This window comes from Paludibacter sp. 221 (genome assembly GCF_010501035.1).
Classification (GTDB): Bacteria; Bacteroidota; Bacteroidia; order Bacteroidales; family Paludibacteraceae; genus QVMH01.
The window spans coordinates 35224-53863 of the sequence record NZ_QVMH01000040.1; the positions used below are offsets into that span (position 1 = coordinate 35224).

The 18640-nt window shown below is 41.1% G+C and carries 15 protein-coding genes and 1 pseudogene; 5 read left to right on the plus strand and 11 right to left on the minus strand.

Translation table 11 applies throughout. The annotated features are described in order from the left end of the window. Positions 1–24 precede the first annotated feature (24 nt). Both D0T49_RS09515 and D0T49_RS09520 read right to left on the minus strand, forming a co-directional pair. The gene (locus D0T49_RS09515; RefSeq protein WP_163630770.1) at positions 25–804 is read right to left on the minus strand and encodes a DUF4271 domain-containing protein; all 780 of its coding nucleotides are present in this window, start codon (positions 802–804) and stop codon (positions 25–27) included. 7 nt (positions 805–811) lie between these two features. Next, positions 812–1390, minus strand: a complete 579-nt coding sequence (locus D0T49_RS09520) for a TIGR00730 family Rossman fold protein (RefSeq protein ID WP_163630772.1) — start codon at positions 1388–1390, stop codon at positions 812–814. A 68-nt stretch (positions 1391–1458) separates the two neighbouring features. Here D0T49_RS09520 and D0T49_RS09525 point away from each other — a divergent pair, with 68 nt between their 5' ends. Beyond that, entirely contained in the window at positions 1459–1707 is a 249-nt protein-coding gene (locus tag D0T49_RS09525; protein ID WP_163630774.1) for a hypothetical protein, read from the plus strand. A gap of 57 nt (positions 1708–1764) precedes the next feature. Here D0T49_RS09525 and D0T49_RS09530 read toward each other — a convergent pair whose 3' ends face one another. The 3 genes from D0T49_RS09530 to D0T49_RS09540 all read right to left on the minus strand — a co-directional run bounded on the left by D0T49_RS09530 (position 1765) and on the right by D0T49_RS09540 (position 5974). Continuing rightward, complete coding sequence (locus D0T49_RS09530; protein WP_163630776.1) at positions 1765–2886, minus strand: aspartate aminotransferase family protein; 1122 nt, start codon at positions 2884–2886, stop codon at positions 1765–1767. A gap of 232 nt (positions 2887–3118) precedes the next feature. Then, entirely contained in the window at positions 3119–4072 is a 954-nt protein-coding gene (locus tag D0T49_RS09535) for a calcium/sodium antiporter (RefSeq protein WP_163630778.1), read from the minus strand. Between the two features lie 90 nt (positions 4073–4162). Further along, positions 4163–5974: a Na/Pi cotransporter family protein gene (locus D0T49_RS09540; RefSeq protein ID WP_163630781.1), complete on the minus strand. Its 1812-nt coding sequence runs from the start codon at positions 5972–5974 to the stop codon at positions 4163–4165. A gap of 845 nt (positions 5975–6819) precedes the next feature. Here D0T49_RS09540 and D0T49_RS09545 point away from each other — a divergent pair. The 4 genes from D0T49_RS09545 to D0T49_RS09560 all read left to right on the plus strand — a co-directional run bounded on the left by D0T49_RS09545 (position 6820) and on the right by D0T49_RS09560 (position 11049). Then, entirely contained in the window at positions 6820–8487 is a 1668-nt protein-coding gene (locus D0T49_RS09545; RefSeq protein WP_163630783.1) for a nucleoside kinase, read from the plus strand. 289 nt (positions 8488–8776) lie between these two features. Then, the gene (locus D0T49_RS09550; RefSeq protein WP_163630785.1) at positions 8777–9502 is read left to right on the plus strand and encodes a DUF6089 family protein; all 726 of its coding nucleotides are present in this window, start codon (positions 8777–8779) and stop codon (positions 9500–9502) included. A 402-nt stretch (positions 9503–9904) separates the two neighbouring features. Then, entirely contained in the window at positions 9905–10624 is a 720-nt protein-coding gene (locus D0T49_RS09555) for a DUF6089 family protein (RefSeq protein WP_163630787.1), read from the plus strand. Positions 10625–10686: 62 nt separating this feature from the next. Beyond that, positions 10687–11049 carry a YraN family protein gene (locus tag D0T49_RS09560; protein WP_163630789.1) on the plus strand — a complete coding sequence of 121 codons (363 nt, stop codon included), beginning with the start codon at positions 10687–10689 and terminating at the stop codon, positions 11047–11049. A gap of 298 nt (positions 11050–11347) precedes the next feature. On the opposite strand, the gene thrC is transcribed toward D0T49_RS09560, so the two are convergent. From thrC to guaA, 6 genes and pseudogenes are all read right to left on the minus strand, one after another. After that, positions 11348–12658: a threonine synthase gene (gene thrC / locus D0T49_RS09565; RefSeq protein WP_163630791.1), complete on the minus strand. Its 1311-nt coding sequence runs from the start codon at positions 12656–12658 to the stop codon at positions 11348–11350. Positions 12659–12669: 11 nt separating this feature from the next. Further along, complete coding sequence (locus D0T49_RS09570) at positions 12670–13371, minus strand: hypothetical protein (protein WP_163630793.1); 702 nt, start codon at positions 13369–13371, stop codon at positions 12670–12672. Between the two features lie 415 nt (positions 13372–13786). Continuing rightward, the gene (locus tag D0T49_RS09575) at positions 13787–14992 is read right to left on the minus strand and encodes a cofactor-independent phosphoglycerate mutase (RefSeq protein WP_163630795.1); all 1206 of its coding nucleotides are present in this window, start codon (positions 14990–14992) and stop codon (positions 13787–13789) included. A gap of 374 nt (positions 14993–15366) precedes the next feature. Continuing rightward, positions 15367–16143: a TatD family hydrolase gene (locus D0T49_RS09580; protein ID WP_163630797.1), complete on the minus strand. Its 777-nt coding sequence runs from the start codon at positions 16141–16143 to the stop codon at positions 15367–15369. A gap of 110 nt (positions 16144–16253) precedes the next feature. Next, positions 16254–16620: pseudogene (locus tag D0T49_RS13240) on the minus strand (four helix bundle protein). Positions 16621–16670: 50 nt separating this feature from the next. After that, the gene (guaA, locus tag D0T49_RS09590) at positions 16671–18191 is read right to left on the minus strand and encodes a glutamine-hydrolyzing GMP synthase (RefSeq protein WP_163630799.1); all 1521 of its coding nucleotides are present in this window, start codon (positions 18189–18191) and stop codon (positions 16671–16673) included. Positions 18192–18640 lie beyond the last annotated feature (449 nt).

The following is an 18640-nucleotide window of genomic DNA, read 5'->3' on the forward strand; positions in this document are numbered from 1 at the left end:
TTATATATTTTTGGGATTAAACAATCATATTTTCTGTAGATACATCAGTATCAAAGCAATTACAGGTAAAATTTCGAGGGTGCAAAGATACAACAATATGTAAAAAAAATCTATTTTTTTTGAGTAAAATATTTGAAATATCTTTAAAAAGATTAATGCAAGGGTTAGTATGTAAACGATTGCAGCCCCAATATGGGCTATGATTGTAATTTGGGGAGTGGCGTAGATACTGATTATAAGCAGGGGGAAAATGCTTACTCCGAAAAAGATGATAAGGTTATAATAGCTTTTCCGGGCTATATCAAGTGTTCTGTAATCGAAAAAAACAAAGCATAGTAGCCTGTTTATTAGGCTCTTTGCAATAAAGAAGCAGGATGTGGCTAATAGGTACGGAAGATACCCGATAAATGTAAATTCGTTGCCTATACTTGGCTCGTAACAGAAAGAGTAGGCATACAGGCTGATAATGCAAAAAGAGAGAAGTACAAAAAGTATCCTTACACGGGAGTCTTTTTTTTCGGAATTACCATATAGGGTAACGCGTTCTTTGACACGAAAAATGGAATACAGGTCTTCTGCAATTATGCCGGGATACATCCGTATCGAAAATACAAGCAGAAAGAACAAGCCTCCTAAAAACAGAAAAACCCAGTTTTCTGTTTCGGGCAGAGATGGAGAAAATATGCCCGAGTTGCCGGCAAAAGGTGGTATGTATGCTTGCAACGAATCGCAACTTTGTTGTAATGAATCGAGAGGAGAAGTAATCTCGTCCCAATTCGGCAAATATGTTGAGTCGTTTGGCATGTTTTAATTATATAGCGGCAAATTTACGGTAGTTTGAGTCCCATTCGGGCGCATTTGCTATAGCCGGCAATACCTCATCGGGCGATGTCACTACCTGCCACATTTGCAAATGTTTTTCGCGCATAAAGTTTTTGTCGGCAGCCGACGTGAGCATTTTCAAGAGCGGCGTATAATAATCATCTACGTTTACTATTACGATTGGTTTGGTAATCAGCCCCAGTTGTTTCCATGTAATGGCTTCGAATAGTTCTTCCATCGTGCCACATCCGCCCGGTAGTGCAACGAGGGCATCTGCCATTTGTACCATTTTTTGTTTGCGCTCGTGCATGGTTTCTACTATTACGAGTTCGGACAGGTTGGTATGACACCAATTCTCTTCGTACATAAAGCGTGGAATTATTCCTGTGGCTTTGCCGCCTGCTGCCAGCGTGCTGTCAGCAATAGTGCCCATCAAACCCACCGAGCCTCCTCCGTAGATTAGCTTTATTTCGTTTTCAGCAAAAATTTTTCCTAACTCTGCTGCTGTATCAAAAAACAGGGAATCGACCTGAGTGCTTGAGCCACAATAAACACAAATGCTTTGCATAGAAAATCTTTTTTGCAAAAGTACGTTTTTTAAACCGGATTGCAAATTGGGTAAGACAAGGTTTTGCAATGGGTTGGCGGGAATATACGTGCAATGGGGGAGTAGCACAGATTTTCCTCGCTGGGGCTGTCTCAAAAGTTTTTTTGAATGCAAATTACCCCTCGCTGTCGCACGATTGTATCGGGTGGCTTCCGGACAAACTCTTTTTTTATCTTACCACGCGAAGGATTCGCGCGGTAACATGGGGGTGGCTTTCCGACAAACTTTTTTCGCCCGAAGATGCAAAAAACATTAAAAAACCCGTAAAGCGGACTTGAAGCCGCCTTACGGGATGACAGAAAAATTATATATGCTTTTAACTAATGTAGCTTAAATTATAAAACATCTCTCAATGCTTCCAGAAATACATCGGCTTCGGCTTTCGACAGGCATAGCGGCGGTAGTAGGCGGATAGTATTTGTTCCGCTTACACCGGTGAAAATATGCTTTTCGAATAATAAGTTGTTACGTATTTCTTTTACGGGTTTGTCAAATTCCAATCCTATCATCAAGCCCAATCCGCGTACTTCTTTAATTTCTTTGAACTGTTTTAATTCGCCGAGCAGGTAATCTCCTACAGTGGCGGCGTTTTCGATAAGCCGTTCCACCTTAATTATGTCCAGTACTGCAGTCGAAGCGGCACAAGCCAAATGATTTCCTCCGAAAGTTGTTCCGAGCAACCCGTGCGAGGCTTTGAACATCGGACTAATCAGAAGCCCCGCCACAGGAAATCCGTTACCCATCCCTTTGGCTACGGTAATGATGTCGGGTTTTATTCCCGAATACTGGTGGGCAAAGAATTTACCACTACGGCCATAGCCCGATTGTATCTCGTCGAGAATAAGTATGGTTCCTGTTTTTTTACATTCGTCGCTTAGTTGCTGTAAAAATTTTGAGTCAGGCACTTGTATTCCTCCTACTCCTTGTATTCCCTCGATTATAACGGCACAAACGTCGTTGTTTTGTAATGACTTCTGTACTTTTTTTATGTCGTTCAGAGGCAGGAACTCTACGTCGATACCTTCGTTAACGGGTGCTACAATCTTTGGATTGTCGGTTATCCGCACGCTGGCCGATGTGCGCCCATGAAAACTTTTGCTGAAAGAAACAACCTTTTTCCGTCCTGTATGGAAAGACGCCAGTTTCAGCGCATTTTCGTTTGCTTCGGCACCGGAGTTTATCATAAAGAAGAAATAGTCGTCGTAACCCGATATTTCTCCGAGTTTTTCGGCTACTTCCACCTGTAGGTTGTTTATTACCGAGTTTGAATAAAATACCAGTTTCTCTACTTGATTTTGTAGTTTCTGAACGTAGTAAGGCTGGGAGTGGCCTATAGATATAACTGCATGCCCTCCGTACAAGTCGAGGTATTCTACATTGTTGTTGTCGTAAATTTTGCATCCGCTTCCGCGAACTATTTCAATGTCGAAAAGAGGATATACATCAAACAGTTTCATAATGTTATGTTTATATTGTTATAATTGAAAAACCGGTTTACCAAGCATTCTAAGACAGAACGCAAATTACGCGGATAACGCAGATTTCCGCAAATAACTCTCCTCATCCTGACCTTCCTCTGTCTCATCGGATTACAAATCCGCAAATAATAACTTTCGGATTGCCGCTCGAACTTGTTCGCTTGGTTTACCAAGAAATCCGAAAGGGCAAAAGAGGTTTGGAGGGGCTTAGCTATTGCTGCGTTATCATCCAGTACAAATATACGCCATAAATAATTAAAAGCAAAAGTCCTTCCCAGCGTTTTATCTCGTGTTTTTTATTTGTGAAAACGAATATCAGTACCAAAAGGCTTCCTAAGGCCGTAATCAATAGGTCGGTAAAGATGGCCGGATATGCAGGCAAGGGGCGCACAAGGGTGCTTATTCCTAATATGAAAAACACATTGAATATGTTTGAGCCTATTACGTTTCCGAGAGCAATGTCTGAGTTTTTTTTGAATGCAGCAACTACTGATGTTGCCAGTTCGGGCAATGAAGTGCCGAGCGCCACTATAGTTAATCCTATTACCGCTTGGCTTATTCCCCATGCCTGTGCTATTTTGGTTGCGCTGTTGACTATAAGTTGCCCCCCGATTATCAGCATGGCAAGCCCGCCGATAATAAATACGATTGACAGCCACACCTTTTTGGGCTTGGTGGTTTTTTCCAGTTCTTCTATTTCGGGAATGGCTTTCATCTTAAATGTTTTACGTGCTGTGGCATACATGAAAAACGAAAATATTAATAATAGTATTATCCCGTCAACCCGGTTTATTTTATTATCAAACGCCCATGCCATGAAGAGCAGTACTATGGGAGCCAATAGGCTGAAAGGAATATCAAACTTGCGTGAGCTAAGTTGTGACTTGATAGGAAAAACGAGTGCTGTAAGCCCTAAGATAACATACGTGTTTATCATGTTGCTCCCTATTATGTTTGTCAGGGCCAGGTCGGTAGTTGCCGGATTGGATGCCGCAATCAGGTTCACTACCAGTTCGGGAGCCGAAGTACCGAAAGCAACGATTGTAAGCCCTATAATGAGGTCGGGCACATTAAATCGTTTTGCAATCCCTATCGCACCGTCTACCAGGTAGTTCGCACCAAAAACGAGTACAACAAATCCTAAAATAATTAATAAATAGTCCATGTAGTTAAAAGAGTTATGAATGAAAAGAAACCAGACTCAATAACAGTTGAGTCTGGTATTCCTATTTTTAAAGTAATCAGTATTTTGTTTTTAATAATGATAGTCCAGTTCGTTCAGCGCTTCCACTACATTCACTATGTAGTCGCCCATTTTTTCGCACTCTACAATCATATCCATGTAGGTAACGCTGGCCTGATAGTCGTATTTTTGTTCTTTTACATCATTTACGTTCTGAAGTTTCAGTTGGTTGCGGAAATTATTGATTTCGTTTTCCAGATTTTCCGAACGGTTATAATCCTCATCGCTCACAGGTTGATCCTGTTTCAGTATTTTTTTCATTTGCTGCAATGCCTGTTCTACCAGATTCATCATCAGATTGATGTTGTCATTCATCTCGTCGGTATATACCGATTTATCGTCGCGTTTCCGCATAATGACGCGTGCCAGATTGTAACAACTGTCGCCTATACTTTCGATTTCGGAAACTACACGCAGCATATTTTGTAGCTGATGCTTTCCGTCTTCGCTCAATCGTCCTTCGGCTACTTTGGTGAGGTAAGCTGCTATTTCCACCTCCATGCGGTCGCTGATGTTCTCATACTTTTGTATGCGGCTGAACATTTTCACAAACTCGTTTTCGTTTTCCTGAGTTTGTAATTCGCGCACAAGATGATACATCCGTTCGGTACGCTCGCTATATACATACATTTCTTTACGGGCTTGCAGAAGCGATAATTCGGATGTGGAAAGCATGCCTGTAGAGATGTACTTCAACTGGAATTCTTCGTCAGTATCTTTTTTAGGAATAATGTAAGATACGATTTTCGCTATTGTTTTCACAAACCATATCATCAAAAATGTGTTTATCAGGTTGAACATGGTATGGAAAAGCGAAAGGCCGTAAGACGTGGCAAGCTGGTATTTTTCAAGTTGGCCCTGAAGTGCTACCTGCTCGGCAGTGAGCCCGGTTGCGTTCGGGTTAGATATTAACGATAGTGTTTGCGGGTCGATGCTTTGAGAGAAAGAAGTAAGGAGATTAGGGTCGCCCGGACCTATATTTTGTACTATGTTGGACACCATGTGGGTGAACGGAAAGAATACAAACAGCATCCATATAACTCCAAATATGTTGAATGTGAGATGGGCAAAAGCTGCCCGCTTTGCCGATACGTTTGCCGGAATTGCGGCTATGTTTGCTGTAACGGTTGTTCCGATGTTTTCGCCCAGAATCATGGCTGCTCCCAACTCAAACGATATCCAACCTTTGGCACACATGATAAGCGTGATGGCCATTGTAGCACTTGACGACTGAACGACAATAGTAAGCAATGTGCCTACTCCAAGGAAAATAAGGACCGAACCGAATCCTAAATCGGTATAGCGCGAAAGGAATTCTAAAATTCCGGGATTTGCCTGAAGGTCGGGAACTGAGTTTTTCAATAGCTCAAGCCCCATAAACAAAAACGCAAATCCCATGATAAATTCTCCTATGGATTTGCGCTTACTTTTTGACGAAAAGATAAATGGAATTGCTATTGCCATCAACGGAAGCGAAAAGGCTGCTATGCTTACCTTGAATCCGAGCAGCGAAATAATCCATGCTGTGACGGTGGTTCCGATATTGGCTCCCATGATTACCGTTATGGACTGAACGAGGCTGAGAAGGCCTGCGTTTACGAAACTTACGACCATAACTGTCGTAGCAGAGGAGGATTGAATTAACGCGGTGATAAGCAGACCCGTAAAAACTCCCATTACCCGGTTTTTGGTCATTGCCGTAAGGATGGAACGGAGCCTGTTTCCTGCGATTTTTTGAAGCCCTTCGCTCATTATTTTCATTCCGTAAAGGAAAAGTCCCAGTGAGCCTATGAGCTTCAGAAAATCTAAAAAAGTGTAAGTCATCTATAATTATTTTTAAATTTTTCCCTGCAAATTTAATCGAAAATATCATAAACACAAACAGATAATTTGTTAATATGACTTTCTTTTTACGATGGTTTTTAACTGCGTAAGTTTTCAATAATTAACTACTTAATCCGGCTGTAGGCTTGCGTTGAACAGGCTTGTTTGCAAATTGCCGGTATGCTGGTTTAAACAGTATTTATGAATCGCTCGCGCAGACAGAACGTTCCGATATATCCTCTTGCTGTCGTACGATTGTATCGTGTGGCAATTCTACCTTACCATGCGAAGGATTCGCGCGGTAGCGTTCGTTGCTCGTTAGTAACTGTTAGAAAATTGAATTTAACCGTTTTGAATACTTTAAAGCTGAAAGCGCAGGTTAAATCTTAACTTGGGCTTACAGCCCGCTAAATTTGCTGTTGCAAACTTAACCCAAGGCGACGCTTCGCTTTGCCATTGGGCTAAATTGAAACGGGCTTACAGCCCTTTGATCCCCTTGCTGCCGTACGATTGTATCGTGTGGCAATTCTACCTTACCGCGCGAAGGATTCGCGCGGTAGCGTTGAAAGAGAACGCCGTTCGATACTTCGCTTGGCTTGCCAAGAAATTACGCAGATAAACACAAATTTATGCAAATCTTATTTTATTGAAATAAAGCAAGTTACAAGATATTAAATTTGTGTAATCTGCGTAATTTGCGTTCAAAAAAGACTTTTGAGACAGCCCCTTTGAACCATAGTTTGTCTTGCGAGTAAAATTTGAACAACCTTTTACGCATTTAAATTTTTTAGTGTACATTTGTCTTTGATGTTTATAATTGCTGTAGTTTTAAAAAAACTTTATTTATGGAAAAGAAGGTTACGATTTTTTGTAAAAATACCGGTTCATACCACGATTATCCTATAGGGACTTCGTTGATAGAAATTTATGAGGATTTGCATATTGAGTTATCTTGCCAAGTAGTTGCTGCACGGGTAAACTATAAGGTAGAGGATCTTAATTTTTTGGTTTATAAGCCTAAAGATATTGAATTTCTGGATTTAACATCTCCCTCGGGCATGCGGGTGTATGTGCGTACCTTGAGCATGGTTTTGGCAAAAGCCATTTCAGAGCTTTTTCCGCAGGCGGTGTTGCGTATCGAGCACCCTATTTCGAAAGGATATTACTGCACACTCGAAAACTTGGGGCAGCCACTTACGGCTGAGGTAGTTGAAAAGATAAAAGACAGGATAGGTGTAATAATTTCGCAAAAGAAACGTATCTATTCCGAAGAAAAACAGATAGAAGAGGTAAAACGGCTGTTTGCCCAAGCTAATCAGGAGGATAAGATATCTCTTTTTGAAACTTTGGGAACTCCGTATGCCCGATATTTCCGTATCGACGATTTTATCGACTATTATGTAGGGGTACTGATGCCTTCGACCGATTACCTGTATCTTTTCGATTTGATGGCTTATTATGATGGATTTCTTCTGCGCGTGCCTAACCGCGAAAATCCTAAAGTGCTGGAAGAGGTAGTGACACAGCCTAAGATGTACGGTATTTTCAAAGAATACGTAGGGTGGAACAAAATTATGGGGATTAATAATATCGGGGCTTTTAACCTGTTGGCGCGAAAAAGGGAATCTATCAACCTGATAAAAATATCGGAGGCATTGCACGAGAAAAAGGTAGCTTCGATTGCCGATATGATTTCGAGCAGGGAACAAACACCCCGTTTTGTTTTGGTATCCGGCCCGTCTTCATCGGGTAAAACTACGTTCAGCAAACGGCTTTCGGTACAGTTGATGGTAAGTAAGCTGAAACCTGTGGCTCTTTCGCTGGATAATTATTTTGTAGACCGGGAGCTAACTCCTAAGGATGAAAATGGCAATTGGGATTTTGAGCATTTTGAGGCTTTGGATATTGATTTGTTCAACCAGAATCTGAAATATTTGCTTTCGGGCGAGGAGGTGGAAATCCCCATGTTTAATTTTGAAACCGGAAAACGGCAGTACAAAGGGGAAAAGTTGAAGCTGGAAGATGATAATATCCTGATAATAGAAGGCATCCATGCGCTGAATCCAAAACTGATTCAGGATATTCCGTTGGAGCTGACGTTCAAAATTTATGTTTCGGCGCTTACCACCATCTCGATTGATAATCACAACTGGATTCCGACTACCGATACACGCTTGCTGCGCAGGATAATCCGCGATTACAAATACCGTAATTACTCGGCGCGCGATACTATTTCGCGCTGGGATAGTGTGCGCAGGGGCGAAGACAAATGGATTTTTCCTTATCAGGAAAATGCTGATGTGATGTTTAATTCGGCTCTGTTGTTTGAGCTTGCCGTACTTAAGCATCATGCTGAGCCTATATTGCTGGAGGTGCCGAAGTATTGCAATGAATACACGGAGGCTCACAGGTTGCTGAAGTTCCTGAATTATTTTGTGTCTATCCCCGACAGGGAAATTCCTCCGACTTCGCTTTTGAGGGAGTTTGTGGGAGGAAGCAGTTTCAGGTATTAAGAGCTTGTTAAATATTTCCCAAAAAAAATTTTTCGTAATAAACAAAGTCCTTTTTTGTGACACGAAGTTGAGCGTAGCTAAATTTCAACTTGTATTTTTTCCCATTTAGCCTGCTAAAATCGGAAAATGAAGCCAAAATTCCTCTGGAAATTCCCTTGGTTTATTTTACGAGAAAAATTTAAACAGTTTCTAAATTGTGGAAACGATGTTGAATAAAATACAGTTTTATTTTGTATTATTGCACATGAGTTAGTTGCTTTTGATGATGTTACGTTGTAAAATTTGCTGTATGAAGAGATGTTTTTTACTTATTATTTTTATCTTTTCTTTGTTGCCGGCGGCAATCAATGCGCAAAGAAACGGGTTGATAGGTAAAGGCGTGCAGAACGAAGGATTTTTGTCTATAGGGGCAGGCCCGGTGCTTTTTTCGGGCGATGTGGGTAACACCTCGAAAGACCCTTTGATTGATTTGAAAAACCGTCACGCTTTTGCTTTAGCGTTCAGGCATTTATTTGTAGACGGACGGTTTGGCTACAGACTGTCGTTGTATTATAGTGCGTTTGACGGTAATGATAAAAATTTCTCGATGCCTGAGCGGGGCTATGCTTTCGAAACGAAACTTATACAACCATCGCTGCAAGTAGAATATTCGTTTATTAAAGGGGAATTTAAAAACAGGGATGTAACGTACGGTTTGTACTTTCGTGGAGGAGTGGAAGCCGCTATTCCGTTTGTTGAGTTTACGGGCAACCCTGTGCGGGGAGGCGATTCCTTTGAACCGAATAAAGTAACTTTGGGTATTCCGTTGGGGTTTGGTCTGGAATTTGGCGTTACGCCTAATATCAGGGTTGGGATAGAAGGGGGTGGCTCTGTCTATTTTGGCGACCATCTGGACGGGATAAAAACCGCTTCTTCGAAAAGTGATGATTTGCTCGGCGAAGTTCTTTTAACGTTTTCTTATCGTATGTTCAGCAGAGATGGATTCGCGAAAAAGTGTCGTTGCAATTCGCGCTAAAGAGAGTTCGACATAAAACCCCTGTTTTGGTATAATTAGTAATAAGGCTAATGGTGTTTTTAGAAAACATTTCATTTTTAACTTAAATGCCGTGTGCGGGCTATTTGTTTTTTAAAACAGTGAGAACAAATAATTAAAAGCCGGGATTAAATATATTTAATCCCGGCTTTTAATTATAAAAAAGGTTATTATTACATTATCCCCCGGAGTTTTTGATAATTTCGCTGTCGGTTAATTAATTGTGTGTTCGCTTGCTAAGCGTCTGTATATTAATCTTATAGCTTCGTTCGAATGGAGCTTTTCCTGTTCTTTTCCTGTTTTTACATATTATAAAGTATGCTTGATAATGCCGTTTTCCGGTATTTTTTAGCATGTAATGGTGTTTCATATGAATAGTGTGAGATGAAAAGATTTTTTATATTTATTGTTTTTATTTTCGTTTTGTTGTCCGGAGTTCGTGCCCAAAATAACGGTTTGATTGGAAGAGATTCGAAAAGTGCGGGCTTTTTGTCGGTGGGTGCAGGCTCTCTTGCTGTTTTGGGCGATTTGGGCAGTATTATTAGAGACCCTTTGTTTGATTTGGAAAACCGCCATATGTTTTCTGTTGTATTCAGGCATTTATTTTTCGACGACCGGTTTGGTTATCGGGTTGCCGTTTTCTACGGCGAATACAATGGTAGTGATAAAAATTTCAAGTCTCCCGAAAGAGGCTATGCTTTTGAGGCAACGATGGTACAATCGTCGTTTCAGGCGGAATATTCATTAATTAATAATAATCTACGAAATAGTTCCATAACATATGAAGCTTTTCTTCGTGGAGGATTGGCGCTTGCCTTTCCCGAAGTAGTCCTTACAGGTGAAGCAATCAGGCCGGTTGATTCTTCTGAGCTTAACAAGCCTGCTTTTGGCGTTCCCTTTGGTATTGGGTTCGATTTTGGATTTGCATCTGTTGTTAAGTTGGGAGTAGACATAGGTGTATCATATTATTTTAATGATTATCTGGATGGAATAAGTACTTCGTATTCAAAAAGTAACGATTTGACCGGCGAAATTTTATTGACACTTTCTTTCAGGTTGTTCGGGAAAAAGGTGCAAAGAGGCTGTCGTTGTGATTGGAAATGATATTCTGCTTTGTATAGTGGGGGATAGAAGAATAAGGTTAAGAGCTTGTTTAAATTTATTATATGGCACAGCATAACGATATAGGACGACAGGGTGAAGAGCAGGTAAGGTTATACCTGATGTCTGAAAATTATAAGATACGGCATGTAAACTGGATGTGTAGAAAGCTGGAGCTTGATATTGTGGCCGAAAAAGACGGAATGTTAGTGATTGTAGAGGTGAAAACACGGTCTACCGATTACTTTGAACACCCTCAGGAGGCTATTACTCCCCGAAAAATACGTAATATTGTAAATGCTGCACACGAGTATATTCTTCAATTTGACTGGAAAGGCGAAACCCGTTTTGATGTGATTTCGGTCATACCACAAGGTGAAGCGTTTAATATAGAGCACATAGAAGATGCTTTTCTCCCTTCGTTTTAAATTCTGGAAATAGAAAACAAACTGCTACAACTATAACGCGAGCCTGTTGCTTGTAGCTCTTTCAAAAGTCAATATCCGTGATTTTCCGTTTTGTCTGTGTATTCCGTGTGCGGATTATTCTTTGCTACCGCGCGAATCTTTCGCGTGGTAAGGTGTTTTGTTTCATCGGACTTCTTGGTAAACCAAGCGAACAAGTTCGAGCGGTAATCTGATGATTTCTTAATAGCGGATTTTAAATCCGCAGATAATGGCTTTCGGATTGCAAATCCGAAAGGACGAGGGGCAAGCTCTTAGGGAGTTATATCCTTGTTATCAAGTAGTTTTTGAACGAATCAAAGTCTTTTTCCATAGGCAGGCTTTGCTTTTCACCTTTCATGAACTCCTGTAGCTTTTGCGGAATATCGATGGACTCTCCCAAGATGTTTTCAACCGTATCTTTGAACTTGGCCGGGTGGGCTGTCTCCAGAAAAATACCCGTTTCATCGGCTTTTAGCAGGTCTGACAAAGCCTGATAGCCACATGCTCCATGCGGGTCGAGAAGATATCCTGTTTTTTCATAACAGCGTTTCAATGTTTCAGCAATTTGCTCGTCGGTATAGCTTACTCCACTTATTTCTTTTGATATATCTGCATGCGAATTTCCGTATAAATCAAGGATACGTGCAAAGTTGCTTGGGTCGCCTACATCCATCGCATTTGCTATTGTTGCTATGGATGGACGGGGGTTATACTCTCCGGTTTGCAGGTATTCCAGAAAAACATCATTCCGGTTGTTTGCCGCGATAAAATGTTTAATAGGCAGCCCCATTTTTTTAGCAAAAAGCCCTGCTGTGATATTCCCGAAATTTCCGCTCGGAACGGATATTACAATGTTTCCTGCTTTGTCAGGATTTATTTTCTTTAACTGGGCGTAGGCATAGAAATAATAAAATGACTGCGGGAGGAATCGTGCTACATTGATGGAGTTGGCCGATGTAAGTTTCATTCTGCTGTTCAGTTCCTCGTCCATAAACGCCGATTTCACCAACCGCTGGCAGTCGTCGAAAGTACCGTTGACTTCGAGGGCTGTAATGTTTTTTCCGAGTGTGGTAAACTGACATTCCTGAATAGGGCTAACCAAGCCCTTTGGGTATAGTACATACACATGAATACCGTCTACACCCAGAAATCCGTTTGCAACAGCGCTTCCCGTGTCTCCCGATGTTGCTACCAATACGTTTACCTGCTCTTTCTCCTGTTTTTGAACGAAATAGCCTAATAAGCGCGACATAAAACGCCCTCCTACATCCTTAAAGGCTAATGTAGGCCCATGAAAAAGCTCCAGACTGTAAATATTATTATTTACGTGTACAAGCGGAACATCGAAATTTAAAGTATCATACACAATCTGTTTCAACGCTGCGGGTTCCACGTCTTCTCCAAAAAACGCTTGAGCTACATTGTAAGCTATCTCCTGAAAAGTAAGCGTGTCAATCGTGTCGAAAAAAGCCTGTGGCAATGGTCTTATTTCATCAGGCATGAATAAGCCTTTATCCTCGGCCAGTCCCTTTACTACGGCTGTTTTTAGGTCGGCCCCTGTTACTTGCTTGCTTGTGCTATAATACTTCATTTTTACGGGGATTATTCAGTCATTTCACGTTCTATCTTTTCTATATCGTTTGTCGAAAAAATGAATGTCTGGTTATCAAAAGTTTGTATTTTTACCATCTGGTTAGGCACTTGCTCTATGATAATTCCTTTCATAACATTGCCGTTTGTCAGATACAACACATCTATCAGGGTTTTGGCAGGTGCATTCAATGGCTTGGGAGCTTCTTGCTCATTTGGTATAGATTCTTCGTTTACTTGTTCCTTAAAGTAAGGAGTTTCTTTCGGACAACCTGTATAATTGAGAAAATACTGAAAATTGTTATAGTCCATTTTGGATACGCCGGGCTCCATTATGTCCGGTTTCCAAACAGCTCCTGTGGCTAAATCCACTACTATCCCCCACGGCAATGGTATACCCTGAATTATTCCTGTCCAGCCTAAGACAGAACCTACAAAAGCCCAGCCTCTGAATGCACGCGAGCGATACATGAAGGTTTGTTCTTCACAGCCTTCTTCCTGTACTTTGATTACAACTTTATTTGCGTCTTTCCTCCTTACGGGGAAGGTGCCTGTGCCCTTGCCTTTGTAGCGGTTGTTAAACGTAATTTCGGCATCCGGCGAGCCATTTACTATTACGTGGGCATTGTATGTAGAGCCTCCGACAATAGTCGCGCAACTGGGTAATAATAATGCAATGATACCAAATAGAATTAAATTTTTAATTAGTTTCATAATGGAAATAGATTTTAGAATAACCTTTGTTCAAATAGCGTAGGGTAATTAAAATGCAAATAAAAGAAAAAATATTTAATTATCCGTTAACGCCCATCAGTTTATTAGGGCGATTTGCATCAAAGTTGTATTTTCAAATATATATTTATCAGAAACAGTTCTTTCGTTTAGTTGCCTTAAGTCCCTCTCTTTGAGAGAGGGATTTAGGGAGAGTTCCGTATTTTCTTAATCCTCAAGCCGGACGGGCTTTTACTTTTTCCAACCTCACCCTCTACCCCCTCTCCTTAAGGAGAGGGGAAAAGTGCTCCGTTACGCTGAATTTCTTAACGCTCACCAGCTGAGGCGGGATAGTTAGCAACGGCTACAAAGTAGGTTAAAACACCAAATCAACATAATTTAGTAGATTTTGATGCGATTACCCCATTAGTTTCTCCATAAAATCCTTTCCTCTTATTAGCCCGTAGCTACCTTCTTTTGCCGAGAATTCGTCGTAAACGCTTACACTATCGGGTGTTATCCCTTTGGTGTAAATAACGAAAGGAATAGGGGTATTGGTATGGGTTTTTATAGCGCATGGGGTAGGGTGGTCGGGCAGTAAAGCTATAGTCACCGGCTCGTCCCACTTTGATATTTCCTCGAAAATTGGCTTCACAATCCGGCTGTCGAGGTCTTCTATTGTCTTTATTTTCAGATTGTAATCGCCTTCGTGCCCTGCTTCGTCGCTTGCTTCGATATGCAGATAAACAAAGTCATTTTCTTTCAACGCATCAAGGGCAGCCTGCGCTTTTCCTTCGTAATTTGTGTCATATAGTCCGGTTGCGCCTTCTACCTCAATTACCTCCAACCCTGCATATACGCCAATACCTTTGATGAGGTCGACAGCAGATATTACAGCACCTTTGTTCAGGCCATACGTTTCGGCTATTGTTTTCATCTGCGGCTTGTAGCCCGGCGACCATACCCAGATGCTGTTTGCTTTGTCTTTTCCCTGCTGTGCCCGCCTCAAGTTTACGGGATGGTTTTCGAGTATTTCTTGCGATAACAAGGTTAATTTATTGAGATACTCGGCCGTACTCGCTGCATCGGTACTTTCGGCCTGTATCATAACTTGGCTGAAGGGAGTGCCCTGTACATCGTGTGGGGGAGTGCATTTCAAACTTTTATTGCCACCTTTCATTTTCAGCACATGACGGTACGATACTCCCGGATGAAAACTAATAATATCGTCTCCCAGCTTTTCCTGAAGAAAAAGAATAAGTTCTTTAGCTTCGTCGCTGCCTATATGCCCTGCCGAATGGTTTTTTATTATTCCATCCTCGATGCAAATCAGGTTGCAGCGCATAACCATTTCGCCCGGCTCTACTGCTACTCCCATGCTTGCGGCTTCGAGCGACCCGCGTCCCTCGTAAACCTTTGTCAGGTCGTAGCCAAGCACGCTCAGGTTCGCAATTTCGCTTCCCGGTGCAAATCCTTCGGGTATGGTATCGAGCATGCCCGTTCTTCCCAATTTGGCTACATTGTCGATGCCGGGTTTGTTTGCGGCTTGCAAAGGGGTTTTATTTCCCAATGCCTCGATAGGTTCGTCGGCCATGCCGTCCCCTAATATGATAAGGTACTTCATCGCAAGAGTTTTATTTAGTGTGTAACAGTTATTAGTAAGTGAAAAATATTGAATTGTTGACAATCAATTTTTTTCACTGATTCAAAGTCATTTACTTCCTTTTTCCTTGATGAAAAAGGAACAAAAAATCAAGACTGTGCCCGCTTCGCACGAAAAATTGACGTTTATCGGCTAAAATCTTCCAAACTCGTTCCTTACGTCACTCAAACAGGGAAGATTTTTTAACGCCGACTTCACTTATTTTTCGGCTCACCGGACAAGGTCAAAAGATGCCTACAACAGATTGTAAAAACATTCTACATTTTTTGGAATCTGCTGCCTCGTCGTATTACAAATCCGAAAAGGTAGGAGGTTAAAACAACAATAAATCCGGATTATGAGAAATTATCAAATTTCATCAACCCGCATGCATTTTCTGTTGTGATTTTTTCAATTTCGCCGAAAGTTGTGTTGTAAACTTCTGACAGCTTTTGACATACAAATTTTACGTACGAACTTTCGTTGCGTTTTCCGCGGTATGGTACAGGAGTAAGGTAAGGAGAGTCTGTTTCCAGAACGATATGTTTTAAATCTACTTGACGGAGTGTTTCCGTCAGGTTTGAGTTTTTGAAAGTGACAATTCCGTTTATGCCCAGTTTGAATCCTCCAAAGTTAATGATTTCATTTGCTTCGTCGATATCTCCGGTGAAACTATGGAAGATTCCTTTCAAGCCTTTTCCGTGATAGGGCATAAGAGCTTCCATTGTTTGCCTGAATGAATCGCGCACATGGATGATTATGGGTAAATCGTAATCTAATGCCCATTCTATCTGTTTCTGAAAGACGAATATCTGCTCGTCGACGAAAGTCTTGTCCCAATACAGGTCGATACCTATTTCGCCTATGGCAATGTATTTCCGTCTTTTCAGTTCGGCTTCAACTATGCTTAGTTCTTCTTTATAATTTCCCTTCACGCTTGTAGGGTGAAGCCCGATAGCAGCGTAGCAATACCCCGGATTTTCTTTCTCCAACCGTAGCATCTGGGGTAACGATTCGCTATCTACGTTAGGCAAAATGATTTTTTCGACTCCCGCATCTTTAGCACGTTGTATTACTTCCGAGTGGTCGGTATCGAAAGCTACATCGTAAATATGCGAGTGGGTGTCTATCATTCTTGTTGTTGAATCGTTTAATTGTTAAGATGTTAAATTGCTGAGAGATGTTTAACTGATTGTTTGTCAAATATCTTACTCTCGCTAAAGTGGTTCAACAATTCAACGTCTCAGCATGATTGTTTGAAGCTGCGTACTAAGGCATTTATTTTATTTGAAATTTTATCAATGCTTAGTTTCAACTCGGATAATTGCTCTTTCGTAATGTATAACAAGTCATAAGAAATACAGAGTTGACAGTAAACTTCCATTAAAGAACCATAAGCAACTTCAAGAAAACGTATTTTTTTTTCCAGAAATTCTTGAAACACCTTCTGCAATATTAGAAACAATTGAAATTGCTGCTCGTTGAATTTGAGGGCATAAAACATAGCGTTCTTCTTGCGGAAACTGTTTTGTGATTGAATAAACTTCACGGACAAAAGAGCGTGCATCCTGCCAAACTTCCAGCTTTTCAAATCCGTATTTATACTCCATACGGTTCAACAATTAATGCAATTCGACAAATTAACAATTCAACATCAATATTATTCCCACTCAATTGTTGCCGGTGGTTTCGAGCTAATGTCGTACACTACCCGGTTTACACCTTTTACCTTGTTTATGATTTCGTTCGATACTTTTGCCAAAAATTCATAAGGCAACTGTGCCCAATCGGCAGTCATAGCATCGGTAGAAGTTACAGCACGCAGGGCAACAGCGTTTTCGTAAGTACGTTCGTCGCCCATTACTCCCACTGATTGCACAGGAAGAAGAATCACACCCGCCTGCCATACCTTGTCGTAAAGGTTCCACTCACGCAGTCCTTTGATGAAAATATCATCAGCTTCTTGTAATACGCGTACTTTTTCTTCGGTAATATCGCCTAAAATACGCACGCCCAAACCGGGTCCCGGAAATGGATGGCGTTTGATTAAGTGATGCATCATGCCAAGCTCGGTTCCTACGCGGCGCACCTCGTCTTTGAACAGCAAACGGAGTGGTTCGCACAGTTTCAGATTCATTTTTTCGGGCAATCCGCCTACGTTGTGGTGCGATTTAATTGTCGTACCTGTGATTGAAAGCGACTCGATTATATCGGGATAAATAGTGCCTTGTGCCAGCCATTTTACATCCTTTATTTTGTGCGCTTCTTCGTCGAACACATCAATAAATCCTGCTCCGATTATTTTCCGTTTTCTTTCGGGGTCGGATACTCCCGCCAGTGCTTTGTAAAAACGTTCTCTGGCGTTTACGCCTATTACGTTAAGTCCCAAATGTTCGTAATCGCGCAATACGTTTTCAAATTCATCTTTGCGGAGCAGCCCATGGTCGACAAAGATACAAGTCAGGTTTTTACCAATAGCTTTGTTTAGCAATACAGCAGCAACCGATGAATCAACTCCTCCCGAAAGGGCAAGAATTACCTTGTCGTTGCCCAACTGTTCCTTAAGTTCCGTCACGGTAGATTCTACAAACGATGCCGGCGACCAGTTGCGTGTAGCCCCACATATATCAAGGAAATTCTCAAGCAAAATAATTCCGTCTAATGTATGGAAAACTTCGGGATGGAATTGCACTCCCCACGTTTTTTCTCCTTCCACACGGTAGGCTGCAAATTCTACATCATCTGTACTGGCTATTTTTTTGAAATTATCAGGCAGATTGGTAATGCTGTCGCCGTGCGACATCCATATTTGCGAGCCTTCGCTTATTTCACGAAAAAGCGAGTCTTCTTTGTCGATGTACGAAAGATTTGCCCTGCCATATTCGCGCGAGTTGGCAGGCTGAACTTTACCCCCTGAGGTGTAAGCCATATATTGCGCTCCGTAGCAAATGCCTAATACCGGGAATTTTCCACGTATATTTGATAAATCTACTTTGAATGCTTGCGGGTCGTAAACCGAAAAAGGGCTTCCCGACAGGATAACGCCTTTTATATTGTCGGTTTTTTCAGGAAATTTGTTGTAAGGTACAATCTCACAATATTCGTTTAATTCGCGCAAGCGGCGTCCGATTAACTGGGTGGTTTGTGAACCGAAATCGAGGATAATAATCTTTTCGAACATATATTATTAGTTACAAAGTTACGAGTTGCCTTATTGCTATTTTACTGTTGCTAGCAGTAAAAAGACAAAAATATTTTTTAATGGTACAAAAATATAAAAAAACAATGGGAGATACAATAAGCCGGAAATAATCATAATGGATAGATTCCGTTAGTTTTATCAGCTTGATTTGATATAATTAAAAGTTTCCGTTAATTTTTTGCTGTAAAACATTAAACCCTTTACTTTTGCCCTTACATTCTTCGGATAAAATGAGGAATGATTTAGTTAGCTACAAGTTATCAGCTACAAGCTGTAAGTCTTGTCCTTTATCTTTTGTTCTTTTTGTCTTTTTATTTTTTTTAATGCAATATGACTTTCTCTCAGCAAATAACACCTCAAAAAAATGCTTTTGCAAACGTTAAAATGTTTGTAAACAGCGTTATTATGTTAGAGAGAGAGAGAGAGAG

Coding starts and splice junctions, on each gene's coding strand:
- D0T49_RS09515 (WP_163630770.1), bottom strand. CDS start 804: ATGCCAAACGACTCAACATATTTGCCGAATTGGGACGAGATTACTTCT.
- D0T49_RS09520 (WP_163630772.1), bottom strand. CDS start 1,390: ATGCAAAGCATTTGTGTTTATTGTGGCTCAAGCACTCAGGTCGATTCC.
- D0T49_RS09525 (WP_163630774.1), top strand. CDS start 1,459: ATGGGTTGGCGGGAATATACGTGCAATGGGGGAGTAGCACAGATTTTC.
- D0T49_RS09530 (WP_163630776.1), bottom strand. CDS start 2,886: ATGAAACTGTTTGATGTATATCCTCTTTTCGACATTGAAATAGTTCGC.
- D0T49_RS09535 (WP_163630778.1), bottom strand. CDS start 4,072: ATGGACTATTTATTAATTATTTTAGGATTTGTTGTACTCGTTTTTGGT.
- D0T49_RS09540 (WP_163630781.1), bottom strand. CDS start 5,974: ATGACTTACACTTTTTTAGATTTTCTGAAGCTCATAGGCTCACTGGGA.
- D0T49_RS09545 (WP_163630783.1), top strand. CDS start 6,820: ATGGAAAAGAAGGTTACGATTTTTTGTAAAAATACCGGTTCATACCAC.
- D0T49_RS09550 (WP_163630785.1), top strand. CDS start 8,777: ATGAAGAGATGTTTTTTACTTATTATTTTTATCTTTTCTTTGTTGCCG.
- D0T49_RS09555 (WP_163630787.1), top strand. CDS start 9,905: ATGAAAAGATTTTTTATATTTATTGTTTTTATTTTCGTTTTGTTGTCC.
- D0T49_RS09560 (WP_163630789.1), top strand. CDS start 10,687: ATGGCACAGCATAACGATATAGGACGACAGGGTGAAGAGCAGGTAAGG.
- thrC (WP_163630791.1), bottom strand. CDS start 12,658: ATGAAGTATTATAGCACAAGCAAGCAAGTAACAGGGGCCGACCTAAAA.
- D0T49_RS09570 (WP_163630793.1), bottom strand. CDS start 13,371: ATGAAACTAATTAAAAATTTAATTCTATTTGGTATCATTGCATTATTA.
- D0T49_RS09575 (WP_163630795.1), bottom strand. CDS start 14,992: ATGAAGTACCTTATCATATTAGGGGACGGCATGGCCGACGAACCTATC.
- D0T49_RS09580 (WP_163630797.1), bottom strand. CDS start 16,143: ATGATAGACACCCACTCGCATATTTACGATGTAGCTTTCGATACCGAC.
- guaA (WP_163630799.1), bottom strand. CDS start 18,191: ATGTTCGAAAAGATTATTATCCTCGATTTCGGTTCACAAACCACCCAG.